General features: G+C 65.2%; 23 protein-coding genes and 1 tRNA gene. 10 read left to right on the plus strand and 14 right to left on the minus strand.

Annotated features, from left to right (window positions below):
• Positions 1–15: 15 nt before the first annotated feature.
• The 3 genes from HOY44_RS08395 to holA all read left to right on the plus strand — a co-directional run bounded on the left by HOY44_RS08395 (position 16) and on the right by holA (position 4,282).
• Positions 16–531 carry a DUF3576 domain-containing protein gene (locus tag HOY44_RS08395; protein WP_008333220.1) on the plus strand — a complete coding sequence of 172 codons (516 nt, stop codon included), beginning with the start codon at positions 16–18 and terminating at the stop codon, positions 529–531.
• A gap of 83 nt (positions 532–614) precedes the next feature.
• Entirely contained in the window at positions 615–3,200 is a 2,586-nt protein-coding gene (gene leuS / locus HOY44_RS08400; protein ID WP_287434239.1) for a leucine--tRNA ligase, read from the plus strand.
• 59 nt (positions 3,201–3,259) lie between these two features.
• Positions 3,260–4,282 (plus strand): DNA polymerase III subunit delta, encoded by a 1,023-nt coding sequence (gene holA, locus HOY44_RS08405; protein ID WP_287434241.1) that lies wholly within the window; start codon positions 3,260–3,262, stop codon positions 4,280–4,282.
• A 52-nt stretch (positions 4,283–4,334) separates the two neighbouring features.
• On the opposite strand, the gene HOY44_RS08410 is transcribed toward holA, so the two are convergent.
• A complete protein-coding gene (locus tag HOY44_RS08410) occupies positions 4,335–5,003 on the minus strand; it encodes a DsbA family protein (RefSeq protein WP_008333230.1) in 669 nt (222 codons plus the stop codon).
• A 10-nt stretch (positions 5,004–5,013) separates the two neighbouring features.
• On the minus strand, positions 5,014–5,505 hold the full coding sequence (locus tag HOY44_RS08415; protein WP_040885733.1) for a DUF721 domain-containing protein: 492 nt from the start codon (positions 5,503–5,505) through the stop codon (positions 5,014–5,016).
• Between the two features lie 111 nt (positions 5,506–5,616).
• Here HOY44_RS08415 and mutY point away from each other — a divergent pair, with 111 nt between their 5' ends.
• Positions 5,617–6,666, plus strand: coding sequence for an A/G-specific adenine glycosylase (gene mutY, locus HOY44_RS08420; protein WP_287434242.1), 1,050 nt, complete (start codon positions 5,617–5,619; stop codon positions 6,664–6,666).
• Between the two features lie 65 nt (positions 6,667–6,731).
• Positions 6,732–7,871: an alkane 1-monooxygenase gene (locus HOY44_RS08425; protein WP_287434244.1), complete on the plus strand. Its 1,140-nt coding sequence runs from the start codon at positions 6,732–6,734 to the stop codon at positions 7,869–7,871.
• Here HOY44_RS08425 and HOY44_RS08430 read toward each other — a convergent pair.
• The 4 genes from HOY44_RS08430 to HOY44_RS08445 all read right to left on the minus strand — a co-directional run bounded on the left by HOY44_RS08430 (position 7,868) and on the right by HOY44_RS08445 (position 11,761).
• Positions 7,868–9,115, minus strand: a complete 1,248-nt coding sequence (locus HOY44_RS08430) for a glycosyltransferase (protein ID WP_287434245.1) — start codon at positions 9,113–9,115, stop codon at positions 7,868–7,870. The genes HOY44_RS08425 and HOY44_RS08430 overlap by 4 nt on opposite strands.
• Positions 9,116–9,266: 151 nt before the next feature.
• Positions 9,267–10,361, minus strand: coding sequence for a site-specific DNA-methyltransferase (locus HOY44_RS08435; RefSeq protein WP_287434247.1), 1,095 nt, complete (start codon positions 10,359–10,361; stop codon positions 9,267–9,269).
• A 99-nt stretch (positions 10,362–10,460) separates the two neighbouring features.
• Entirely contained in the window at positions 10,461–11,087 is a 627-nt protein-coding gene (gene rnhB, locus HOY44_RS08440) for a ribonuclease HII (RefSeq protein WP_287434248.1), read from the minus strand.
• A 134-nt stretch (positions 11,088–11,221) separates the two neighbouring features.
• Positions 11,222–11,761, minus strand: coding sequence for a hypothetical protein (locus tag HOY44_RS08445; RefSeq protein WP_138422088.1), 540 nt, complete (start codon positions 11,759–11,761; stop codon positions 11,222–11,224).
• 174 nt (positions 11,762–11,935) lie between these two features.
• Between HOY44_RS08445 and HOY44_RS08450 the strand changes: the two genes are divergently transcribed.
• Positions 11,936–12,229, plus strand: coding sequence for a hypothetical protein (locus HOY44_RS08450; protein ID WP_008333246.1), 294 nt, complete (start codon positions 11,936–11,938; stop codon positions 12,227–12,229).
• The gene (locus HOY44_RS08455; protein WP_502710684.1) at positions 12,186–12,905 is read left to right on the plus strand and encodes a winged helix-turn-helix domain-containing protein; all 720 of its coding nucleotides are present in this window, start codon (positions 12,186–12,188) and stop codon (positions 12,903–12,905) included. Before HOY44_RS08450 ends, HOY44_RS08455 begins: the two co-directional genes overlap by 44 nt.
• 4 nt (positions 12,906–12,909) lie before the next feature.
• Here HOY44_RS08455 and HOY44_RS08460 read toward each other — a convergent pair whose 3' ends face one another.
• From HOY44_RS08460 to HOY44_RS08485, 6 genes are all read right to left on the minus strand, one after another.
• Positions 12,910–13,536 (minus strand): lysoplasmalogenase, encoded by a 627-nt coding sequence (locus HOY44_RS08460; RefSeq protein WP_287434254.1) that lies wholly within the window; start codon positions 13,534–13,536, stop codon positions 12,910–12,912.
• Between the two features lie 90 nt (positions 13,537–13,626).
• Positions 13,627–13,703, minus strand: a tRNA-Arg gene (locus HOY44_RS08465).
• 40 nt (positions 13,704–13,743) lie between these two features.
• Positions 13,744–14,796, minus strand: a complete 1,053-nt coding sequence (locus tag HOY44_RS08470; RefSeq protein ID WP_287434255.1) for a LacI family DNA-binding transcriptional regulator — start codon at positions 14,794–14,796, stop codon at positions 13,744–13,746.
• Positions 14,797–14,907: 111 nt separating this feature from the next.
• Positions 14,908–15,510 carry a lysozyme inhibitor LprI family protein gene (locus tag HOY44_RS08475; RefSeq protein WP_287434257.1) on the minus strand — a complete coding sequence of 201 codons (603 nt, stop codon included), beginning with the start codon at positions 15,508–15,510 and terminating at the stop codon, positions 14,908–14,910.
• 167 nt (positions 15,511–15,677) lie between these two features.
• Complete coding sequence (locus HOY44_RS08480; RefSeq protein ID WP_287434259.1) at positions 15,678–16,454, minus strand: inositol monophosphatase family protein; 777 nt, start codon at positions 16,452–16,454, stop codon at positions 15,678–15,680.
• Positions 16,441–17,787: a TldD/PmbA family protein gene (locus HOY44_RS08485; RefSeq protein WP_138422566.1), complete on the minus strand. Its 1,347-nt coding sequence runs from the start codon at positions 17,785–17,787 to the stop codon at positions 16,441–16,443. The genes HOY44_RS08480 and HOY44_RS08485 overlap by 14 nt, the downstream gene beginning before the upstream one ends.
• A 118-nt stretch (positions 17,788–17,905) precedes the next feature.
• Here HOY44_RS08485 and HOY44_RS08490 point away from each other — a divergent pair, with 118 nt between their 5' ends.
• Positions 17,906–18,658: an SDR family oxidoreductase gene (locus tag HOY44_RS08490; RefSeq protein WP_287434260.1), complete on the plus strand. Its 753-nt coding sequence runs from the start codon at positions 17,906–17,908 to the stop codon at positions 18,656–18,658.
• Complete coding sequence (locus tag HOY44_RS08495) at positions 18,655–19,260, plus strand: enoyl-CoA hydratase/isomerase family protein (protein ID WP_287434262.1); 606 nt, start codon at positions 18,655–18,657, stop codon at positions 19,258–19,260. Before HOY44_RS08490 ends, HOY44_RS08495 begins: the two co-directional genes overlap by 4 nt.
• A gap of 87 nt (positions 19,261–19,347) precedes the next feature.
• Here the strand turns inward: HOY44_RS08495 and HOY44_RS08500 are convergent, their stop codons facing one another.
• Entirely contained in the window at positions 19,348–19,662 is a 315-nt protein-coding gene (locus HOY44_RS08500; protein WP_287434264.1) for an HNH endonuclease family protein, read from the minus strand.
• A 14-nt stretch (positions 19,663–19,676) separates the two neighbouring features.
• Between HOY44_RS08500 and HOY44_RS08505 the strand changes: the two genes are divergently transcribed.
• Positions 19,677–20,840, plus strand: a complete 1,164-nt coding sequence (locus HOY44_RS08505) for a TIGR03862 family flavoprotein (protein WP_287434266.1) — start codon at positions 19,677–19,679, stop codon at positions 20,838–20,840.
• Here the strand turns inward: HOY44_RS08505 and HOY44_RS08510 are convergent.
• On the minus strand, positions 20,837–21,433 hold the full coding sequence (locus HOY44_RS08510) for a glutathione S-transferase family protein (RefSeq protein ID WP_287434267.1): 597 nt from the start codon (positions 21,431–21,433) through the stop codon (positions 20,837–20,839). The genes HOY44_RS08505 and HOY44_RS08510 overlap by 4 nt on opposite strands.
• Positions 21,434–21,454: the final 21 nt, after the last annotated feature.

Genomic DNA, 21,454 nt, shown 5'->3' on the forward strand with positions numbered 1-21,454 from the left:
GAACGGGGCATTCATATGACTTACGGGCGCTTCACCGCCAAGGCTGTGATCCTTGCCAGTCTCGTCGCCTTGGCCGGCTGTTCGGGCGGTTTCGGCAATTTGTTCGGCGGCCAGACGGAAACCGTGCGCACCGCCGACGGTCAGGTCATCGCCCGACCGGACCGGGCCCGCCGCGCCCCGGAACGCTCGACGATCTGGGATCTGTTCGCGGACCGCGACGATCCCAACACCACACTGGAAGTGAACAAGTACCTCTGGAACGCCTCGCTCGACGTTCTGAGCTTCATGCCGGTCGAAGTCGTCGATCCCTTCTCGGGCGTCATCGTCTTCGGCTACGGTGTCCCGCCGGGCGGCGGTCAGGCGTATCGCGCCACCGTCCACGTCTCGGACCCGGCGCTGGATGCGCGCGGCCTGAACGTCGCGCTGCAAACGCGCGGTGGTCGCGCCGTATCCTCGGCCACGCAGCACGCGATCGAAGACGCCATTCTCGGCCGCGCCCGTCAGCTTCGTATTCAGGACTACGACCTGTAAGTCGCTGGACCCTCGCGCCACATCCAATTATTCAAGCGCCGGGCAACAGCCCGGCGTTTTCATTTCCGAAGGACCACGAAGCAATGTCCCGCTACGACGCATCGACAATCGAGCCGAAATGGCAAGCCGCCTGGGACGAGGCCGGCACCTTCGCCGCGACCCGCGATCCGGCCAAGCCCAAGTTCTATGTGCTCGAGATGTTTCCCTATCCGTCGGGCCGCATCCACATCGGACACGTGCGCAACTACACGATGGGCGACGTGGTCGCGCGGTATAAGAAGTCGAGCGGCTTTTCCGTGCTGCACCCGATGGGCTGGGACGCCTTCGGGATGCCGGCTGAGAACGCCGCGATGGCGACGGGCGGCCATCCGAAGGACTGGACCTACAACAACATCGCCGAGATGAAATCGCAGATGAAGCCGATGGGCTGGTCGCTGGACTGGACCCGCGAATTCGCTACCTGCGACCCGGAATACTACGGCCAGCAGCAGGCACTGTTCATCGACTTCCTCGATCAGGGCCTCGTTTATCGCAAGAACGCCGTGGTGAACTGGGACCCGGTCGATATGACCGTTCTAGCGAACGAACAGGTCATCGACGGCAAGGGCTGGCGCTCCGGCGCCGAGGTCGAGCGGCGCGAGCTGACGCAATGGTTCTTCAAGATCAGCGACTTCTCGGAAGAATTGCTTGAGGCCATCGACACGCTCAAGGACTGGCCCGAAAAGGTTCGGCTGATGCAGGCCAACTGGATCGGGAAATCGCAAGGTCTGCGTTTCGCGTTCGAGCGGACGGACGGCGGCACCCCGATCGAGGTCTATACGACCCGCCCCGACACCCTCATGGGTGCGAGCTTCGTGGGTATCTCGCCCGATCATCCGCTGGCCAAGAAACTGGAAGCCGCCGATCCGAAAGTGGCCGAATTCTGCGCCACCGCTCGTAAGGGCGGCACCACCGCCGAGGCGATCGAGACCGCCGAAAAGCTGGGCTACGACACCGGGCTGCGCGTGAAACACCCGCTGGACCCCAACTGGGAACTGCCTGTCTGGATCGCCAACTTCATCCTGATGGATTACGGCACCGGCGCGATCTTCGCCTGCCCGGCGCATGACCAGCGCGATCTGGATTTCTGCCGGAAATACGATCTGCCGGTGATCGACACCTTCTTTGCGCTGAACGACCCGAAGCCGGTCGAGGGCGAGGCTTTCGTGCCGCCGAAGTCGGACAAGGTGAAGTGGGTCGACCACTTCGCGGGGCTGGACGAGGCCACTGGGGAAGAGGCCATTGCGGCCACCATCGACTACGCCGAGAAACAGGGTTGGGGCAAAGGCCACACCCAATACCGCCTGCGCGACTGGGGCCTGTCCCGGCAGAGGTATTGGGGCTGCCCGATTCCCGTCGTTCATTGCGGCGACTGCGGCGTGGTGCCGGAGAAGAAAGAGAACCTGCCGATCGAACTGCCCTACGACGTCAGCTTCGACACGCCCGGCAACCCGCTCGACCGTCACCCGACGTGGCGCGACTGCGCCTGCCCGTCCTGCGGCAAGCCCGCGAAACGCGAGACCGACACGATGGATACCTTCGTGGACAGCTCGTGGTACTTCGCCCGCTTCACCGCGCCCCGCGCGACGACGCCGACCGTGGCCGAGGATGCGGAGTACTGGATGAACGTCGATCAATACATCGGCGGCATCGAGCACGCGATTCTCCACCTGCTCTATTCACGCTTCTTCGCTCGCGCGATGAACATCACCGGTCACCTGCCGGAGAAGTCGAAAGAGCCGTTCAACGCGCTCTTCACGCAAGGCATGGTGACGCACGCGATCTACCGTACTACCCACACCGAGTACGGGAAGGGCGGCTATGGAAGCGGGTCGTTTGGCACCAAGACCTACACTTACCATTTCCCCGAAGAAGTCGAAGAAACTGAAGACGGTGCTATTCTCAAGGCCACCGGCGAGGCGGTCGAAGTCATCCCCTCGGCCAAGATGTCGAAGTCGAAAAAGAACGTGGTCGATCCGCTAGAGATCATCGCGCAATACGGTGCCGACACCGCCCGTTGGTTCGTCATGTCCGACTCGCCGCCCGAACGGGACGTGGAATGGACGGCATCGGGCGCGGAAGGTGCCTCCAAGCACCTCGCCCGCGTCTATCGCATCGCCGCCGAGATCGCCGAGGCCACAGGCACCGGCGAAGGCGACGAAGACCTGCTGCGCGAGATGCACAAGACCATCAAGGCCGTCACGGACGGGATCGAGGGCTTTGCCTTCAACACCTCCATCGCCAAGCTTTACGGCTTCACCAACACCCTGTCGAAATCCAAGGCAGGCGCTGAGACCAAACAAACCGCCATGCGCGTCATGGCGCAACTCATGGCCCCGATGACCCCGCACCTTGCCGAAGAGGTCTGGGCGATGCTGGGTGGCGAGGGGCTTGTGGCCGAAGCCGAATGGCCCGTCGCGGACGAGGCGATGCTGGTCGAGGATACCGTGACCATGCCGATTCAGGTGAACGGCAAGCGGCGCGACGAGATCACCGTGCCCAAGGACATGGACAAGGCCGAGGTCGAGAAACTCGCCCTCGACACCGACGGCGTGAAACGCGCGCTGGACGGCAATGCGCCGAAGAAGGTCATCGTCGTTCCGGGCCGGATCGTGAACGTGGTCGCCTGACCCAAAGGCGCGCTCATTTCCGATGGGCGCACCATTTCGGTTCAGGCTAGTGTGAGCCCATGAAACTCAAACCCGCCGAAGCCAACCGCCATTTCGCCAAGCCCGCGCCGGACACCACCGGCACGCTGATCTATGGCACCGACGCGATGCGGGTGGCGCTGAAGCGGCAGGATTTGCTGAAGAACCTGCTGGGCGAAGGTGCCGAAGAGGAAATGCGCCTGACGCGGATGCTCGCGGGCGATCTGCGCGCCGATCCGGCGGCGCTGTCGGATGCGATCAAGGCGCAGGGGTTCTTCCCCGGTCCGCGCGCTGTGTTCGTCGAGGACGCGACCGACGTGCATGGCGACAAGATCACGCAAGCTTTGGACGACTGGCAGCCGGGCGATGCCCATGTCGTGGTCACCGGCGGCAACCTGAAGCCCACCGGCAAGCTCAGGAAATATTTCGAGAAACACCCCTCGGCCTTCGCCATCGGCATCTACGACGACCCGATGTCGCGCGACGAGATTCAGGACGAACTCAGAAAGGCCGGTCTGAACCAGATCGACCCAGAAGCGATGCGCGATCTCGAAGCTCTCGCCCGTTCTCTCGACCCCGGCGATTTCCGCCAGACCGTCGAAAAGCTGTCGCTCTACAAGCTGGGCGACCCGTCGCTGCTGACGCCTGACGACGTGGACGCCTGCGCGCCCGCCTCGACCGAAGCGGTGCTCGACGACCTGCTTCACGCCACCGCCGAAGGGCGCGCGCCGGAACTTGGACCGCTGCTGACCCGGCTCGAAGCGCAGGGCATCGCGCCCACGCGGCTTGCCATCGCGACGACCAACCATTTCCGCACGCTGCACATGGCCGCATCGGACCCGGAGGGGCCGAACAAGGGCATCTTCCGCGCCCGTCCCCCGGTGCATTTCAAATCCCGCGACCGGATGACCCGTCAGGCCTCGCGCTGGGGTGCGGCCAAGCTGGAAACCGCGCTCGACATGATTATCGAGGCCGACCTCACGCTGCGCTCGACATCCAAGGCCCCGCAGATGGCGCTGATCGAACGCACGCTCATCCGCCTCGCCTTCATGGCTGCGCGCTAACGAAAAATGGCGACCCGTGAGCCGCCATTTCGTTCGTCCGAAAGAACCGGGTTCAGCCTTCGGCCAGACCGTCGAGGATCTTTTTCAGATCGTCATAGGTCATGTTCGAATACTTTTCGCCGTTGATGATGAAGGTCGGCGTGCCGGTGATCTCGTCCGCGCCCGCGTTCTGCTGATAGGCGGCGACCATCGACTGCGCCATTTCCTTGTCGTTCACGCAGGCGGTGACCTGTTCCTCGCTCAGACCGGCCTTCTTGCCGATGGTGGTGAGGTTCTCGAGAATCGCGGCCTCCTGCCCGTTCCCGATCCAGTCTTTCTGGGTCTCGAACAGCATGTCCATCACGCCGAAATAGCGCATCTCGCCGCCGCAGCGGGCGACCAGACCGGCCCACAGGCCATACTTGTCGAAATACACTTCGCGGTTCACGAACTTGACCTTGCCCGTGTCGATATAGTCGGCCTTGAGGTCTTCCCACACACGTTCGTGGAAATCCGCGCAATGCGGGCAGGTAAAGGACGCGTATTCGATCATCGTGATCGGGGCGTCTTCTTCGCCCAGCACCATGTCGGGTGCGAGCTCGACGTCGGCGTCCTGCGCGACGGCGGCGGAAATCGGCGACAGGGCCGACGTGCCGGGGGTCGGGCCCGACTGCGTGGCGAAATAGGCTCCGCCGCCGACAAGGACGGCAGCGCCGAGCGCGATGGGAAGGATCTTGTTCATGGGGTCTGCCTCATGTTTTCGATGAATTGCGGGTATAGACGTTCGCCGCCAGCGCCTCCAGCGCGGCCTTGAGCGCCTCACTCTCCACGCCGTCGGCGGTCGCCCTAGCGCGGGAGGTGATTTCGGGATCGGGCTCTTTCGGGGTCTCGGCCTTGCGCGGCGCGAATTCCACCTGCCCTTCGGAGAAACCTGTCGGTGCGGTCTGGGTCACGCGGATGCGCGAAATCGCGGCATAGCCATAGACCGCGTTCACCTTTTCGCGGATCTGCTCTTTCTGCATCTCGAGCATCGGCGCGTTGGCCCCGGTGGTCAGCAGGGTCAGCGTGGCACCGAACCCGCCCCGGCCATAAGACACCTCGACGGGCCGGGAAATCTGGGCGACGCCTTCACCCGCGATTTCGTCCCAATGGGTGATAAGCCGCGTGACCGCGAACCCGCGCGATTCGCCCGCCTTGCGAATCCGGCTGCCCAGCAGTTTGCTGGTCCGCTCGAACCCGCGCATGCGGCGCTCACGTTTGGTTTTGGCGTCGGTCACTGGCCTCTCCATGTCAGGCCGGATACTACGGTTCGCGGGCAAGGGACGCCATGATCGATCAGGTTACAAGGATAAAACATGCGTGACGCCGGGGTGATGGCCGGGGAGCTTCTGGATTGGTACGACCGCCACGCCCGCGACATGCCGTGGCGCGTGGGGCCGGCGGATCGGGCCGCCGGAGTGACGTCTGATCCCTACGCGGTCTGGATGTCCGAAGTGATGCTCCAGCAGACCACGGTGGCCGCCGTACGCGATTACTTCACCCGGTTCATGGCGCTCTGGCCCACGGTGCACGATCTGGCAAACGCTGAAGATGCGCGCGTGATGGGCGAATGGGCGGGCCTTGGATATTATGCCCGCGCCCGCAACCTATTGAAGTGCGCGCGGGTCGTGTCGCGCGAGTTGGACGGCGTGTTTCCCGATACGCTCGACGGGCTGAAGGCGCTGCCGGGCATCGGCCCCTATACCGCAGCCGCCATCGCCGCCATCGCCTTTGACCGGAGCGAAACGGTCGTGGACGGGAACGTCGAGCGGGTCATGGCCCGGATCTTCTGCATCGAAGCGCCCATGCCGGGATCGAAGCCTGCCCTGCGGGACGCCGCCGCAACGCTTACACCCAAGGCGCGGCCCGGCGACTATGCACAGGCAGTCATGGACCTCGGCGCGACAATCTGCACCCCGAAGTCCCCCGCCTGCGGCATCTGCCCGTGGCGCGACGATTGCGCGGGCCGTGCCAAGGGCGTTCAGGCCGCCCTGCCCGCCCGTGAGGCGAAGAAGCCCAAGCCGCTCCGCCACGGCATCGCCTATGTCGCGCGGCGCGAAGATGGGGCGTGGCTGGTCGAAACGCGCCCGGACAAGGGGCTTTTGGGCGGGATGCTGGGCTGGCCGGGGGGCGACTGGGGCGACGAGGCCGAAGACCTGCCGCCCATCGCAGCGGACTGGGCCGACCTGCCCGGCGACGTGCGCCACACCTTCACCCATTTCCACCTGATCCTGCGCGTGCGCACCGCGACGCTGCCACAGGATGCCACGCCCCAGCACGGGCATTTCGAGCCGCGCCTTGCCCCGTCCGATCTGCCCACCGTCATGCGCAAAGCGTTCGATCTGGCCCGCGGCACCCTGTCCTGACCGGCCCCGTTGCCCGTTCCCCCGACCGGGCGTAGACTCGGCCACGGGGGACAAGGAGTGAGCAGATGGCCCCGACCGACACCGCCATAGATTTCCGTCACGCAGCGCCCTTCTGGTCGTCGCTGGTTATCATCCCGCTCGTCCTCCTCGCGGCGACATATGGCGGCTGGGCACTGATCCTGCCCATTGCGGGAACCTGGTGGGCCTTCAGCGCGCTCGACCGGCTTCTGGGCCGGAACGAGGACAACCCTGACCCCGCCGCGACCGATGCGCATCTTTACTGGTATTCCCTCATCACCTGGATCTGGCTGCCCATTCAGGTCGTCACCCTTTACGGCATGATCGCCTTCGTTCCGCGGGCAGAACACCTTGAACTGTGGGAGAAGTTCGGGGTCTTCTTCGGCGTCGGCGTCATGGGCGGCTCCATCGGCATCGTCTATGCCCACGAACTCATGCACCAGAAGGATCGCTTCGAACGCTGGCTTGCCGACCTGCTGCTTGCCACCGTGCTCTATTCCCATTTCCGCACCGAGCACCTGCTGGTGCATCACCCGTGGGTCGGCACCCGCCGCGATGCGGTCACGGCGCGGTATAACGAAGGCTTCCACCGCTATTTCTTCCGTGTCCTGCGCGAAGGCCCGGTGTCGGCGTGGCGGGCGGAACGGGCGATGCTGGCCCGGCGTGATCTGTCGCCTTGGGACGGTGCGAACCCATTCTGGCGCTACTGGGCGCTACAGGGCGGCGCGGTGATCCTTGCGCTTCTGATCGGCGGCTGGCTTGGCCTCGCGCTCTTCCTGTTTCAGGCCTTCATCGCGATCTGGCAGCTGGAATTGACCAACTACGTCGAACACTACGGCCTGACCCGCAAACATCTGGGCGACGGGAAATACGAACCCGTCCGCCCGCATCATTCGTGGAACGCGAGCCACCGGGCGACCAACTGGTTGCTCATCAACCTGCAACGCCATTCGGACCACCACTACAAACCCGCGCGGCGCTTTCCGCTGCTTCAGACCTACGACGAAACGCAGGCCCCGCAGCTTCCCTATGGCTATCCGCTCATGGCGATGGGTGCGATGATCCCGCCGATCTGGCGGCGCGTGATGAACAAGCGCGTGCGGGCATGGCGGCGGCAGTATTACCCCGAGATCGAGGATTGGGGGCCCTACAAGAACGGCGAGCACCCGATCCCCGGCCCGCGCTAGGCGAGCCGTTCGATCAGGGCCAGCGTATCGGCGATCCCCGTTTCGGTGCGGATCGCCCCGCCCAGCGCGTCGGCCCGCTTCGCCGTCTCGGGCATGAGCGCGACATCAATGGCGGCGGCGAGGTTATCCGCCGTCAGCCGCTTTTGCCGGATCGGGTCCGGCCCTGCGCCCAACGCGGCGACACGCGCACCGAAGAACGGCTGATCGGCAAAAAGCGGGCAGACGACCGACGGTTTGCCCCATCGCAGCCCTTCGTGCGTGGTCCCTGATCCGCCGTGGTGGATTACTGCCGAGACGCGCGGAAACAGCCATGTGTGCGGCACGGCGTCGAGGACGTGGATGTTCTCGCCCGTCTCGAACCCCTCGATCCCGCCCCAGCCGGTCGCCAGAACCGCCCGCTGCCCGGTCTTCTCCAGCGCGCCCCGCAAGGCCCGTGTGGTGCGTTCGTGGTCTAGCCCCGGCATCGAACCGAAGCCTGCGTAAATCGGCGGGGTGCCAGCCTCCAGAAACGCCGCGAGGCCTGGGTCGGGCAGGTAATCCGCGTCGGGGTCTTCAAAGAAATACCCGGTCTGCACGTCCCCTGCGCCCCAATCGGCAGGGCGCGGAACCAGCGTGGGCGAAAACGCGTGAAGCCGGGTCGGCGCGCCGGCGGGTGCATAGCCCAGTCGCACCTCCATCAAGGGTCCGATCTCGGCCCCCGTCGCCTTGATCCACCGCTTCACCATCACGTTCGTCCCCATGCGCATCGTGGCATGGATGATCCGGTGCGTCGCCCGGTTGAGCGCAGGCCCCCGGTCCTTGGACCCCATCAGGAACATTGGATATTCGCCCGTCGCCGCGAACCCCGGCTGAAGCGCGACGGGCAGCGCGGGCAGGCCCAGCTTGCGGCCCAGATACGGCCCCATCGCGCCCTTGAAGTGATAAAGGATCAGGTCCGGCGCCACCTCGAGCCCGATGCGCCACATCTCTGACAACTGGTCGTTCATGATTTCGTTCGCCCAGCGAAACGCCTTGAGCCGCCCGGTGAGCGAGTTGAACGCGGCCTGCATTTCCGGCTGTTGCAGAAGCTCCTGAAAATCGACGGGAAGCGGCGCGGGGGTCAGCCCGGCCGACCGGATCATCGTGTCGAACCCCTGCGGTGCCGACAGCACCACATCGTGCCCTGCCGCCGTGGCCGCCCGCCCGAAGGCCACGAACGGTTGCACGTCGCCCCGCGACCCCACGGCGATGATCAGTAGCTTCATGGACCTGTCCCCTTTTGGACAAGGTGCCCCCGGCCCCCGCCCCGGTTCAACGCCAAACCAAAAAAACCCCGCCACGAGGGCGGGGTAAGTTGTGCCGTGGTCGATGCCACTGGCACAGGCGGTACGCCTTTTGCCCCGAGGGGCAATTCCGTCAGCGCATTTCTGCGCGAATCTGTTGTCTGAGAACGTCGATCGACACGGTCTTGCCGTCGCGCTTGAACGCCCAGTAGGTCCAGCCGTTGCACGAAGGCGCGGATTCCAGCGCCGCGCCGACCTGATGGATCGACCCCCGCGCCTCGCCCGAAATGAGTGTGCCGTCGGCCCGGACCTTGGCGATCTGGCCGCGCGGGCCGATCAGGGTTTCGCCGGGGCGCAGCATACCGCGTTCGACCAGTTGCCCGAAGGCGACGCGCGGCTCGGCACGTTTGGAGGTCGAGACGGTCAGCGCCTCCTTGTCGAACTTGCGGATCTTCGAGATACGTTTCTCGGCCACCTTGCGATAGGCCTCCTCACGCTCGATCCCGATGAATTCGCGGCCCAGCATCTTGGCGACCGCGCCGGTGGTGCCGGTCCCGAAGAACGGGTCGAGCACCACGTCGCCGGGGTTGGTCGTACCGACCAGCACGCGGTGGAGGAGCGCCTCGGGCTTCTGCGTCGGATGCGCCTTTTCGCCGTTGTCGTCTTTCAGCCGCTCGCCGCCGTTGCAGATCGGGATGACCCAGTCCGACCGCATCTGCACGCCTTCGTTCAGCGACTTCAGCGCCTCGTAATTGAAGGTCGCCTTGCTGTCCTCGGACTTCTGCGCCCAAATCAGCGTCTCATGCGCATTGGTCAGGCGCTTGCCCCGGAAATTCGGCATCGGGTTCGACTTGCGCCAGACCACATCGTTCAGAATCCAGAAGCCCTGATTCTGAAGCTCGGCCCCCATGCGGAACACGTTGTGGTAGGAGCCGATCACCCAGATCGCACCGTTCGGCTTAAGCAGGCGGCGCGCGGCGGCCAGCCATTCGCGCGTGAAATCGTCATAGACCTTGAAGCTCGCGAACTGGTCCCATTCGTCATCGACCGCGTCGACCTTGGAGTTGTCCGGGCGATGCAGGTCGCCCTTGAGCTGAAGGTTATAGGGCGGGTCCGCAAAAATCAGATCGACCGAGCTTTCCGGAAGGCTGTTCATCACCTCGATGCAATCACCGGGCAAAATCTGATTGAGCGGCAGAGCCTCTGCCGCAGGGATCATTTTGTTCATTTGTCTGCCTCGTTCCCCGGGTCGTTTTCGACCTCGTATCTTGTGGATAAGTTTGAGTCAGACGCGATTCGTGGTCAATTTCTTTTTTAAATCAGTGTCTTACAGTTTTGGTGGACACAAGATATTGTGGACCGGCTTGAAGGATCGCCTATGGTGTGGGGTCACACCTAATTCTTGGAGTGCCGAAATGTGGCTTTTTGATGGATAACCCGCATTGCGCTCCCACCCATAGCCGGGGTGCTGTTGCGCCAAGTCCACCATGATCCGATCGCGTGTCACTTTCGCCACGATCGAAGCGGCGGCGATGGACAGTGATTTGCCGTCACCCTTGATTACGGCCTCGGCAGAAACAGTGCAGCCGCGCGGGATCAAGTTGCCGTCGATCAGCAGGTGATCCGGGGGCGTGCCCAGCGCCTCGACCGCGCGCAGCATCGCGATGTGGGAGGCGCGCAGAATGTTGTGGGTGTCGATCTCTTCAACGCTGGCATGGGCGATGCCCACCTGCGCCCCGGCCATGATCGCGTCGAACAGGGCGTCGCGCTTCTTCGCCGACAGTTTCTTGGAATCGTTCAATCCCTCGGGGATGTTCGCAGCATCCAAGATCACGGCCGCAGCGGTCACGGGGCCGGCGAGCGGCCCGCGCCCCACCTCGTCCACACCCGCAACACGGGCAAAGCCACGGGCGAACACGGCGGTCTCATGCGAAAAATCAAGTCCATCGGTCATGCCGCCTACCTGCGGCAATGAACCCCCGCAGGCAAGGACAAGAAAAAGGCGGCGGGCCTTCTACGGGCCCGCCGCCGGGGAGGAGCGGCATTCGGAAGATCGGGGACAGACGTGCCGCTCCCTGCTCGATGTTCTTACCGCGCGGCGATGGTGTAGCCGTATTGGCGTAGGCAGTGACCGCGATAGACGTTGCGGACGTTCCCGGTGTTGCGGTTGTAGACATGATCCTTGCACTGCGCGGGCAGACGCGAGGCGCCCGTGAAGTTGCGCTGAAGGCAGCGGTTGCCGAACAGAACGCCGCGCTCGCCCGGAATGTTGTTCACGATGCAGCTCGACGGCAGTTGCTTGGCGTTGTGCCGGTTGCCGCCATGGTTTCCGCGGTTGTCGTGATGGCCGCCCCGGTTCCCGTCATGACGTCCGCCATGCGTATTGCCATAGGTCGGCGCGGGGTTGCGCGGCTGGTAATGCGACTGCGTGTTGGAATGGAAACGAATGTTGCCGTTGCCGATCGCCTGCGTCGCGATGGCACCCAGAATGATCGTGCCGATGGCCCCTGCGATCAGGGCCTCTTCGCTCCCGGCGCGCGCTTCGGTGGCGGCCACAGGCGACAAGGCGACCGAAGCGGCGAGCGCCATGGCGGTGACCGGGCGGGTGATTTTGGAAATCAATTTCATAACGTGTCCTTTCGGGTCCTGTTGGGTGTGTGCGGGGTGATCCGCGATGTCGATGAACCCAAACTGGCCCCCCTCGCCCCGGACATGGAATATCGCCGCGTTGACATCGGATAGCGGCCCGGAAAAGGTGGTTTGATATCGCATAACAGGGGCTTCCGGCGCATCTCTACGCCCATGAAAACACGCCTTCTTTCCACGGCCATTGCCGCCGCCACCCTGCTCGCCCTTCCGGCGACTGCCGCCTGCTATGCCGACTACAAGGCCAAGCAGGACAACCCGCTGAAACTGCACTACGGTGTCATCGAACTGCCCGATGTCGCCTGCGGTTCGGCCCAAGACGCCGCGCCCGAGGTGAGCCGCCGAATCGCCGCCGACGGCTGGACACTGCTCAATGTGCTGGGCGTGTTCGACGATGCAGGCCTTGATGAGAGGAAAGCGAGTGCCGGCCCCTACTTCCTTCGCTACTGACACGCGCCTGACCGGCAACCGTGTGGTCGCCATCGGCATCGCCGCCATCGTCGCGATCCTCACCGTCGCGGCGATCTTTCTTTTCCTGAACCTGCCGTCGGCCAACGCGTTCAACGCGCGGGTCGAACAGATCTTCATCGAGAACGATGCGCTCACGGGCGAGGCCGAGATCAAGCTGCTCGAAATCCTCGCCCAATCCGGCACCGCCTTTTCCGACACGCTCACCAGCTATCGGGTGGTGATCTTCGTGCTGATGGTCTTCGCGACCGCGCTCCTCGTCGCGGCGCTCGTCTTCCTCGTCATCATCATCGGCCAGAACCGCCGGATGGACGAGATCGAGCGCGCGGGGCTTCGCGTCAAATCCCTCGTCATCAACCGCAACGACCGCACCGTGCTTTTGAACGACTTGGAGTTCTCGCTGACCGAAGCCGCGCTCGAAACCCTCGCCGTGCTGGCCGAGGCCCGGATGGACGAAGACGTGCTGACGGGGGCCGAGCTTGAGGGGGTCATTTCGGGCCGCGATGCCTCGGACTGCGAAGAGGCGGCAGGGGCAACCCGCATCAAGCGCCTGCGCGACTCGCTGGGCAATCAGATGATGGCCGAACTTCTGGTCAAGACCATCGCGCGGCGCGGCTACATGCTGTCGATCGACAAGGACGTGATCCGGATGGTGTGACGGGTCACCCCCGCGACCTTTCGAACCCCCACATCAGCGCGAACTGCGCGCACCAGTATGTCGGCCAGATCAGGAACCCGCCGGGAAATGCCGCCTCGCCCTCCCACAGAAACAGGCGTGTGGCGAGCAGGGTATCGGACAGGATGAAAAGCCCGGCCCCGGCGAGCAGCACCCAGAATTGCTCCGAACGGGCCCGGCTGAGGGCTGCAAGGCCCATGGCGATGATAACGACGATATAGGCCATGACCGGCACCCGCAGCGCCCCGGCCCCCTCCCACATGACGACGGCCATGAGACCACCGTAGGCCACGAGCGCCACCATCGGAACGATCCGCATCCGTGTCGGCAGGCTCAGGAACAGCACGACATACAGGATGTGCGCGACCGCGAAGGCGCCCATGCCCGCCATGAACATGATGTCGCCCGATCGACTGAGCAGGTAATCCCCGGCCGCTCCAAGCGCCAGCGCCGCCACCAGCATCAGCCGCCCCGAGGGCACGACCGACACCGCCAGAAGCGTCACGCAGGATGCCTTAATGAGCGAATTGACCAGCGAGCCGTCACCTCCGATCGGTTCCGCGACCCAGTAGACCAGCGCGATAAGCGCCGACGCGATGCGTAGATAAACCATGCCGTCCTCCCTGCCGCAAAGGTTAGCCAAGGTGTCGCAGCCCGCCCACAGATTTCCCGCCGGTCGTCGCGTCAAGCTGTTCGGAAGGGCTGGCGATCCCGGCAGGATTCGAACCTGCAACCTGCCCCTTAGGAGGGGGCTGCTCTATCCAATTGAGCCACGGGACCGCGCGCAAGGTTGATGCCCCGGCGGGCGCCGTGCGTCAACTCATTCCGGGTAGGCGGCATCCTTGGGTTTGCGGCGCAACGTATGGCCCCGCTCGATGGTCGGGGTCAGTTCGACCTTCTGGCCCTGAGGCCCTTCGATCCCGCCTTCGACGCGCGACGCGATGATCTCGGCGGCCTTGCGCCCGATCTCTTCCCGGCAGCTGTCCATCGTGGCGAGCGTGCGCGGCAGACCCTTGAGCAATTCGACCCCGTTGAACCCGGCCAGCCCCAGTTGGTTCGGCACGTCGATCCCATTGTCGAGGCAATAGAGAAGCCCCCCAGCCCCGATCATGTCGTTCGAAAAATAGAGAAAGTCGAGGTCCGGGGTCCGTTTGAGGATCGCCTCGGTCATCTCCCGGCCCTTGCCCAACGCGGACCCGCCCTCATAGAACTCCTGATCGGCAATCTCCATCCCGGCCTTGGCCAGCGCCTCGGTGAACCCCTCGAACCGTTTGCGCGCCCGGTGGTCCAGCGGCATCTTGGTGCCGAGGAAGCCGATCTTGCGATAGCCCGCCTTGATGATCGCCTCGGCCATCATCCGGCCCGCGCGCCGGTGGCTGATCCCCACGGCGGCGTCGATCGGCGTGCCGTCGGTGTCCATGATCTCGACGACCGGAATACCCGCCCCGCGCAGCATCGCCTTGGACGCCTCCGAATGCTCAAGTCCCGCGATGATGACCCCCGAGGGCCGCCACGAGAGCATCTCGTAGAGCACCTTTTCCTCGCGTTCCTTCTTGTAGTTCGTGACCCCCACCACGGGTTGCAGCGGCGTATCGTCCAGAACGTCCGAAATCGCGGTCATCACCTCGGGAAACACCATGTTCGACAGCGACGGGATGATGACGGCGACAAGGTTCACCCGCTGACTGGCCAGCGCCCCGGCGATCTTGTTCGGCACGTAGCCCAGCGCCTTGGCCGCTTCGAGCACCTTTTCCCGCGTCGCGTCCGACACGTCGCCCCGGTTGCGCAGAACCCGGCTGACCGTCATTTCACTGACGCCCGACGCCTCGGACACGTCGCGCAGGGTCAGGGGGCGTTTCGGGGCGTCGGCCATGGGATGTCCTTTCACACTCGGATAAGTCCGATGTTAGGGGGTGACGCGACGCTGTAAAGTCCCTTTTTTCATGTGTGTTAGCGGCATTGTATTCCGCTAACACCTCATCGCCTACTCAGCCAGCACGCAGCCATACTCCGCATCATTCGGCGAAGCTTCGCGATAGAGCGCCTCGTTCCCCTTGATCCAGATCGACCGCCCGAAGCTGCCCTCGTATTTGGCCCCTGACGCGGTCCGGGTCACCGTTGCGACGTCGATGGAATCCCCGACTTCCATGCGCGCGCTGGGCAGGGGCGTGTCGAAGAACATCGTCACGACTTCCGGTCCGCCGTCGCACATCCAGACGGACGTGCCGACCGGTTCCTCGAGCATCCACATCGCCACCAGTTCGGCCTCGCGCCGCAGATAGGCGTCGCTGATGCAGGCCACGATATCGCTGTCTTTCCAACACGCGTCTCGCCCCCCGATCCAGCCTCGCTGATAGGCCTTCAGCTCCGCCACCGCAGCCTCGGCGCCCGCGTCCAGCCCTTCTGCCATGGTCAGCGCCGCGCCATAAGTCTCGGCCAGACGTCGGTCCAGCGCGGCCAATTCCGCGTTTTCGCAGATGGCGATCTCCGCCTCATGCGTGGCTTGGGCACAATCGAAGGTCGGTCCTTCCTGGGCTAGAACGACGCCCGGACAGCAAGCGAACACTGTGAAGATGACTGAACGCATGGGAATCTCCTCGTAAGTGACCCCTCACCCTACCTCGATTCCCGGCTGCGGCAGAGCGAAACGCACATCCCCTTTCCGGTCCGGAAATATCCCGGTGGGGAGGTCTGGAGGGGAGGCTGGCCTCCCCTCCAGCGGGTCGACGCGGGCGCAAGCCCGCGGCGAAATTCCTAAAGCAGGCGCGACACGATATCGGCGTGGACCGCACCACCACCGGCGACCACGCCGTTGACCTGCGGATGCCGATTGTTGAACCCCAGCGCACCGCCTTTTCGGTCCGACACGCGCCCGCCGGCCTCGGCGACCAGCAATGTTCCGGCGGCCACGTCCCATTCCCACGTCGCGCGAAGTGTGAACATGGCGTCCTTGCGCCCCTCGGCGACCAGCGCCATGCGATAGGCGAGCGACGAGCGGAATTGCCGTTTCATCTCCGGCACGTCGGCGTCGAGCCAGTTGTGCGGCTCCATCGCGGGCTTCGCCGCCAGCACCTCGGCCTCGGCCAGAACGCTTTGCTCCGACGCGCGAATGGCCTCGCCGTTCAGCATCGCACCCTGCCCCGCCGTCGCCGCATAAAGCTTGTCGTGCATCGGCAGATAGACGACCGCCGCCACGACCGCGCCGCCCTTCGCGATGGCGAGGGAATGGGACCACGTCGGGTTCCCCTCGATGAAGGCCCGCGTCCCGTCGATCGGGTCTATGATAAACACCGTCTCGGCGTCCAGCCGGTCGGTGGCGTCCGGCGTCTCCTCGGACAGCCAGCCATAATCCGGCCGGGCGGCCCGCAGACGGCCCTTCAGCATCTCGTCGACCGCCAGATCGGCTTCAGTCACCGGGCCTTGATAGTCCGGCTTTTCCCACTTGGTCACGTCGCGCTTGAAGAACCGCTTCGCGATCTCCCCCGCCTCTCGTGCCGCGTCGGCCAGAAGCGCGGTATCAGCTTCCCGCAAGGGTCATCCCTTCGATCAAAAGCGATGGCACTTGCCGCGACTTGTGCGGCTCGGCGTCATTCGCCGGAATGATCCGCAGAAGCATGTCGATCAGGTTGCTCGCGATGGTGCATTCGTTGACCGGGTAGGCGATCTCGCCATTCTCGACCCAGAAGCCCGAGGCCCCGCGCGAGTAATCGCCCGTGTTCGGGTTCACGGTCGACCCGATCAGCCCCGTGACCAGCAGCCCGGTTCCCATATCGGACATGAGGTCGGCATGGGTCTTGTCTCCCGGTGTCAGGTACATGTTGGACACGCCCGGGCTGGGCGGCGCTCCGGTGCCGCGCCCCGCATTCGCCGTGCTTTCCAGCCCCAGTTTGCGCGCGGTGGCGAGGTCGAGCACCCAGCCGTTCAGCACGCCGTTTTCGACAAGCGCCCGGCGCCCGGTCGGAAGGCCCTCCCCGTCGAATGGGCGCGATCCGGTGGCACGCACGCGCAGCGGATCTTCGATGATCGACAGATGCGCGGGCAGAACCTGCTGACCCATCCGGTCGCGCAGGAAGGACGATCCGCGCACGATGGATGTCCCGTTGATCGCCCCCAGAAGGTGCCCGATGATCGAGGCCGAAACACGTTCGTCGAACAGGACCGGATAGGTGCCGGTCGGCGGTTGTTTCGCGCCCTTGCGCGCCGCTGCCCGTTCGCCTGCGATGCGTCCGATCTCTTCCGCCGACGGCAGGTCGGTCTGGAAAATGCGGGATTCGCCGTTAAATTCCCGCTCCATCTCGGCACCCGTGCCTGAGATCGCGGCAAGCGACACGGCGCGCGTCGTGCGGCCATAGCCGCCCGCGAACCCGTTCGAGGTGGCGAGGAAAATGTCAGTGCGGCCGTAGCCCGCAGACGTGGCCTGCACCTGACTGACGCCCTCGACGCCCAGCGCGGCCTGTTCGGCGACCCGCGCATCCTCTTCCAGCGCATCGGGCGCCGGCTCGTCTGACGGGTCGGCCAGTTCCAGTGCCGCCAGATCCCAGTCGCGGGCATATTGCGATGGATCGGCCAGCCCGATGGTGGGGTCCTCCGGCGCCTCGCGCGCCATCGCGACGGCCCGCTGTGCCATTTCCTCGATCGTGTCCGCCGAGGTGTCCGAGGCCGACACGTTCGCCTGACGATGCCCGACCATCACGCGCAGCCCGATGTCCACGCCCTCGGACCGCTCCGCATGTTCCAGCGCGCCCTTGAGCACGTCGATGGACAGCGACGTGCCCGCGACGGCGAGCGCGTCGGCATTGTCGGCCCCCGCTTTGCGCGCGGCGTCGAGAAGCTGTTGGGTGAGACTGTCGAGCTTGGCCTTCATGGGTTTCCTTTCCACGTTGTCGTCTCAGGTAACGGCCCCAACGCCCCCCCGCAAGGGCGACGCACTGGTCCACCGCGCAACGAACCATTACGGTCTGCGCGAAACAGGGAGTTTTCAGATGGATATGACAGGCAAGACGGTGGTCATCACCGGCGCGAGCCGGGGGATCGGCGAGGCCGCCGCGCACGTGTTCGCCGGGGCCGGGGCGAACGTCGCCCTGCTGGCGCGTTCCGGCGATGCGCTCACCTCACTGGCGGAAGAGATCGGGGACAACGCGCTCGCGCTGGAATGCGACGTGGCCAGCTTCGAGGCGGTGCAGACAGCCGTGGACGAAGCCATCGCGCAGTTCGGCGGCGTCGACGTGCTCATCAACAACGCGGGCGTGATCGAACCCATTGCGAACATGGCGGACAGCGACCCGGACGACTGGGGCCGTGTGATCGACATCAACGTCAAGGGCGTCTACCACGGCATGCGGGCGGTGCTGCCGACGATGCGGAAGGCAGGCAGCGGAACGGTTCTGACGATTTCGTCCGGCGCGGCGCATGGAGCGCTGGAGGCATGGAGCCACTACTGCACCTCCAAGGCCGCGGTCCACATGCTGACCCGGTGTCTTCACAAGGAAGAGGTGGGTCACGGCATCCGGGCCATCGGCCTGTCGCCCGGCACCGTGGCGACCGAGATGCAGCGCGAGATCAAGGCCTCCGGCGTGAACCCGGTCAGCCAGCTCGACTGGTCCGACCACATCCCGCCCGACTGGCCTGCGAAGTGCCTGATGTGGCTTTGCGGCCCGGATGGGGATGCATGGCTCGGGCAGGAGGTGTCTTTGCGTGACGAAGACGTGCGCCGCGCCGTGGGCCTGATCGCATGATCCGGCTGGAGCGGGACGGCGGCCTCTGGATCGCCACCATCGCCCGGCCCGACAAGGCCAATTCGCTCACCCGCGAGATGCTGCTCGAACTGGCGACTGTGGCCGAAGAGGCGTCGAGCACCGCACGCGCGCTGATCTTCACCGGGGAAGGCAAGGTGTTCTCCGCCGGGGCCGATCTTGACGAGGCGCGCGCGGGGCTTGCCACCGATCCGGTCTGGGAACGGCTCTCGGGCGCCATCGCCAGCGCCCCGATCCTGACCATCGCGGCCCTGAACGGCACGCTCGCAGGCGGGGCGATGGGCATGGCACTGGCCTGCGATCTGCGGATCGCGGTGCCGTCGGCCAAGTTCTTCTACCCGGTGATGAAGTTGGGCTTCCTGCCGCAGCCGTCGGACCCGAAACGTCTTGCGGCCCTCGTTGGCCCGTCGCGGGCCAAGATGATCCTTATGGCCGGGCAAAAGGTCGAAGCGCCCGAGGCGCTGGACTGGGGTCTGATCGACCGGATCATCGACGCGGATGTCGTCACGGCTGCGCGGGATTTGGCTACGGATGCGCTGGGCGCGACGCCGGAGCATGTGGCCGGGATCAAGGGCTTGATCTGATTTCGGATCGGACTTGCGCCCGACCCGACCCGGGCGAGGGGGCCAGCCCCCTCGCGCTCCCCCGGGATATTTCGAGACCGGAAACACCTAACGGCGGGGACGGCGTTTGCCTTCGCTGCGGGACAGGAAGTCGGGCGGGCGTTTGGCGACCCATCTGGCGAACTTAGCGATCCGGGGGTGGGTGAGCAGCGCCTCGGGCGTATTGTAGACACGGGCAAGCTCGGCCTCGGACAGGGTCGCGTGGATTTCCTTGTGGCAGATGTGGTGGAGCAGCACCGTCTCGCCGCCTTTGCCGCCTTTCAGGCGCGGGATCAGGTGATGGCGCGATTGCGGAACGCCTTCGGGGATCGGGCGGGCGCAGATCGAGCAGATCGGGTCGCTTGTGTCGGGCGGCGCTTCCATGCAGTGAAGGTGGGATGAACGGCGTGAAACGGCAAGCACTGGTGATCGGCGCGGGTCCGGCGGGGTTGATGGCCGCCGGGGCGCTGGCGCGTGGCGGCTGCGACGTGGTGGTGGCCGAAGCGAAACCATCGGTCGCGCGAAAATTCCTGATGGCGGGCAAGAGCGGGCTGAACCTGACCAAGGACGAGCCGCTCGAACGGTTCCTTGCGGCCTATCACGGCAGTTGCGCCGGGCTGGTTCGGGCGGCGGTTGTGGATTTCAGACCGGAGGCGGTCGCGGATTGGGCGCGCGGGCTGGGCCAGCCTGTCTTCACCGGGTCGTCGGGGAGGGTGTTTCCCAAGACCATGAAAGGATCGCCGCTGTTGCGGGCGTGGCTCGGCACGCTAGACGGCGTTGCCATGCGCACACGCTGGCGGTGGGTCGGATTCGACGGCGCGGGCTATGTCTTCGACACGCCGGAGGGGCGGCAGGTCGTCACCCCCGACCTGTGCATCCTCGCACTTGGCGGCGGCAGTTGGGCGCGCCTCGGCTCGGACGGGGCATGGGTGCCGTGGCTGGCGGATCGTGGCGTGAATATCGCGCCGCTCGCCCCTGCGAACGCCGGTCTGGTGGTCGACTGGTCGGTTCACATGGACAAGCACTTTGGCGCGCCGGTCAAGGTGGCCCGGCTCACCGCAGGCGACACCTCGGTCCGGGGGGAGTTCGTGGTGTCGGCGCGGGGTCTCGAAGGGTCGGCCATCTACACCGTCTCGCGCGCGGTGCGCGAGGGTGCGGCGCTTACCGTCGACCTGTGCCCCGACCTGACGCAAGACGAGGTGGCCGCGCGTCTGGCCAAGCCGCGCGGCAAGGCGACCGTCGCCGCGCACCTGCGCAAGGCGCTGAAGCTGGACCCCGTTCGCCTCGCCCTGTTGATGGAGTTCGGGCGGCCCTTGCCCGACGACCTCGCCCCGCTCGTCAAGGCACTGCCGATCCGTCATGCCGGACTTCGCCCGATCGACGAGGCGATCTCGACCGCCGGGGGCATCACGGCCGATGCCCTCGACGGTTATGCGATCCGGTCCGTTCCCGGCCTGTATGCCTGCGGCGAAATGCTGGATTGGGAGGCGCCGACGGGCGGCTACCTGTTGACCGCCTGTTTCGCCACCGGGCTGGCGGCGGCCCGTCAGGCGCTGGGCTAGGCTTTCGCCAGCGCCGCCACGCGTTTGAAGGCGTCCCGGTCGCGCATCCGCTTGACGTAGGCATTGAACTTATCGTTCTCGAGCGGGAATTTGGCCGAGAAGGCCCAGTTCGCACAATGGGCGGCAAGGATGTCCGGCACAGTCATCTCGTCCCCGGTCAGGAAAGCCTTGTCGCCGAGGATATTGGCACAGCGTTCCACCGCGCCTGCGAATTCCCATTTCAGCGACGACCGGATCTCGGGCATCCGGTGCTCTTCCGGCAGGACGAAGACGTGGCGCGCGCCCATCCAGAGGAGCGCGTCGAAGTCGTCGATCAGGAAGTTGGTGATCGCGTCCTGGCGCGCGCGTTCCAGCGTCCCTGCAGGATGTGTGAACGCGCCATGGCGGTCCGCCAGATACTGCATGATCGCGACCGAGTCGTTCACCGGCTCGCCATCGACCAGCAGGACCGGCACCTTGCCCGAGGGGTTGTGCGCCATCACCTCGGCACTGCGCGGCCCGGCCTTGGTCCACTCGTAAGGCTGGCCCAGTTCTTCGAGCATCCAGAGCACGCGGAACGCGCGGGTGTCGATCTTTCCGATCACTTCGTACATGGCTGATCCTCCCTTGGGGGT

This window comes from Maritimibacter sp. (genome assembly GCF_016774595.1).
GTDB classification, from domain to species: Bacteria; Pseudomonadota; Alphaproteobacteria; order Rhodobacterales; family Rhodobacteraceae; genus Maritimibacter; species Maritimibacter alkaliphilus.

Coding starts and splice junctions, on each gene's coding strand:
- HOY44_RS08395 (WP_008333220.1), top strand. CDS start 16: ATGACTTACGGGCGCTTCACCGCCAAGGCTGTGATCCTTGCCAGTCTC.
- leuS (WP_287434239.1), top strand. CDS start 615: ATGTCCCGCTACGACGCATCGACAATCGAGCCGAAATGGCAAGCCGCC.
- holA (WP_287434241.1), top strand. CDS start 3,260: ATGAAACTCAAACCCGCCGAAGCCAACCGCCATTTCGCCAAGCCCGCG.
- HOY44_RS08410 (WP_008333230.1), bottom strand. CDS start 5,003: ATGAACAAGATCCTTCCCATCGCGCTCGGCGCTGCCGTCCTTGTCGGC.
- HOY44_RS08415 (WP_040885733.1), bottom strand. CDS start 5,505: ATGCGCGGGTTCGAGCGGACCAGCAAACTGCTGGGCAGCCGGATTCGC.
- mutY (WP_287434242.1), top strand. CDS start 5,617: ATGCGTGACGCCGGGGTGATGGCCGGGGAGCTTCTGGATTGGTACGAC.
- HOY44_RS08425 (WP_287434244.1), top strand. CDS start 6,732: ATGGCCCCGACCGACACCGCCATAGATTTCCGTCACGCAGCGCCCTTC.
- HOY44_RS08430 (WP_287434245.1), bottom strand. CDS start 9,115: ATGAAGCTACTGATCATCGCCGTGGGGTCGCGGGGCGACGTGCAACCG.
- HOY44_RS08435 (WP_287434247.1), bottom strand. CDS start 10,361: ATGAACAAAATGATCCCTGCGGCAGAGGCTCTGCCGCTCAATCAGATT.
- rnhB (WP_287434248.1), bottom strand. CDS start 11,087: ATGACCGATGGACTTGATTTTTCGCATGAGACCGCCGTGTTCGCCCGT.
- HOY44_RS08445 (WP_138422088.1), bottom strand. CDS start 11,761: ATGAAATTGATTTCCAAAATCACCCGCCCGGTCACCGCCATGGCGCTC.
- HOY44_RS08450 (WP_008333246.1), top strand. CDS start 11,936: ATGAAAACACGCCTTCTTTCCACGGCCATTGCCGCCGCCACCCTGCTC.
- HOY44_RS08455 (WP_502710684.1), top strand. CDS start 12,186: ATGAGAGGAAAGCGAGTGCCGGCCCCTACTTCCTTCGCTACTGACACG.
- HOY44_RS08460 (WP_287434254.1), bottom strand. CDS start 13,536: ATGGTTTATCTACGCATCGCGTCGGCGCTTATCGCGCTGGTCTACTGG.
- HOY44_RS08470 (WP_287434255.1), bottom strand. CDS start 14,796: ATGGCCGACGCCCCGAAACGCCCCCTGACCCTGCGCGACGTGTCCGAG.
- HOY44_RS08475 (WP_287434257.1), bottom strand. CDS start 15,510: ATGCGTTCAGTCATCTTCACAGTGTTCGCTTGCTGTCCGGGCGTCGTT.
- HOY44_RS08485 (WP_138422566.1), bottom strand. CDS start 17,787: ATGAAGGCCAAGCTCGACAGTCTCACCCAACAGCTTCTCGACGCCGCG.
- HOY44_RS08490 (WP_287434260.1), top strand. CDS start 17,906: ATGGATATGACAGGCAAGACGGTGGTCATCACCGGCGCGAGCCGGGGG.
- HOY44_RS08495 (WP_287434262.1), top strand. CDS start 18,655: ATGATCCGGCTGGAGCGGGACGGCGGCCTCTGGATCGCCACCATCGCC.
- HOY44_RS08500 (WP_287434264.1), bottom strand. CDS start 19,662: ATGGAAGCGCCGCCCGACACAAGCGACCCGATCTGCTCGATCTGCGCC.
- HOY44_RS08505 (WP_287434266.1), top strand. CDS start 19,677: ATGAACGGCGTGAAACGGCAAGCACTGGTGATCGGCGCGGGTCCGGCG.
- HOY44_RS08510 (WP_287434267.1), bottom strand. CDS start 21,433: ATGTACGAAGTGATCGGAAAGATCGACACCCGCGCGTTCCGCGTGCTC.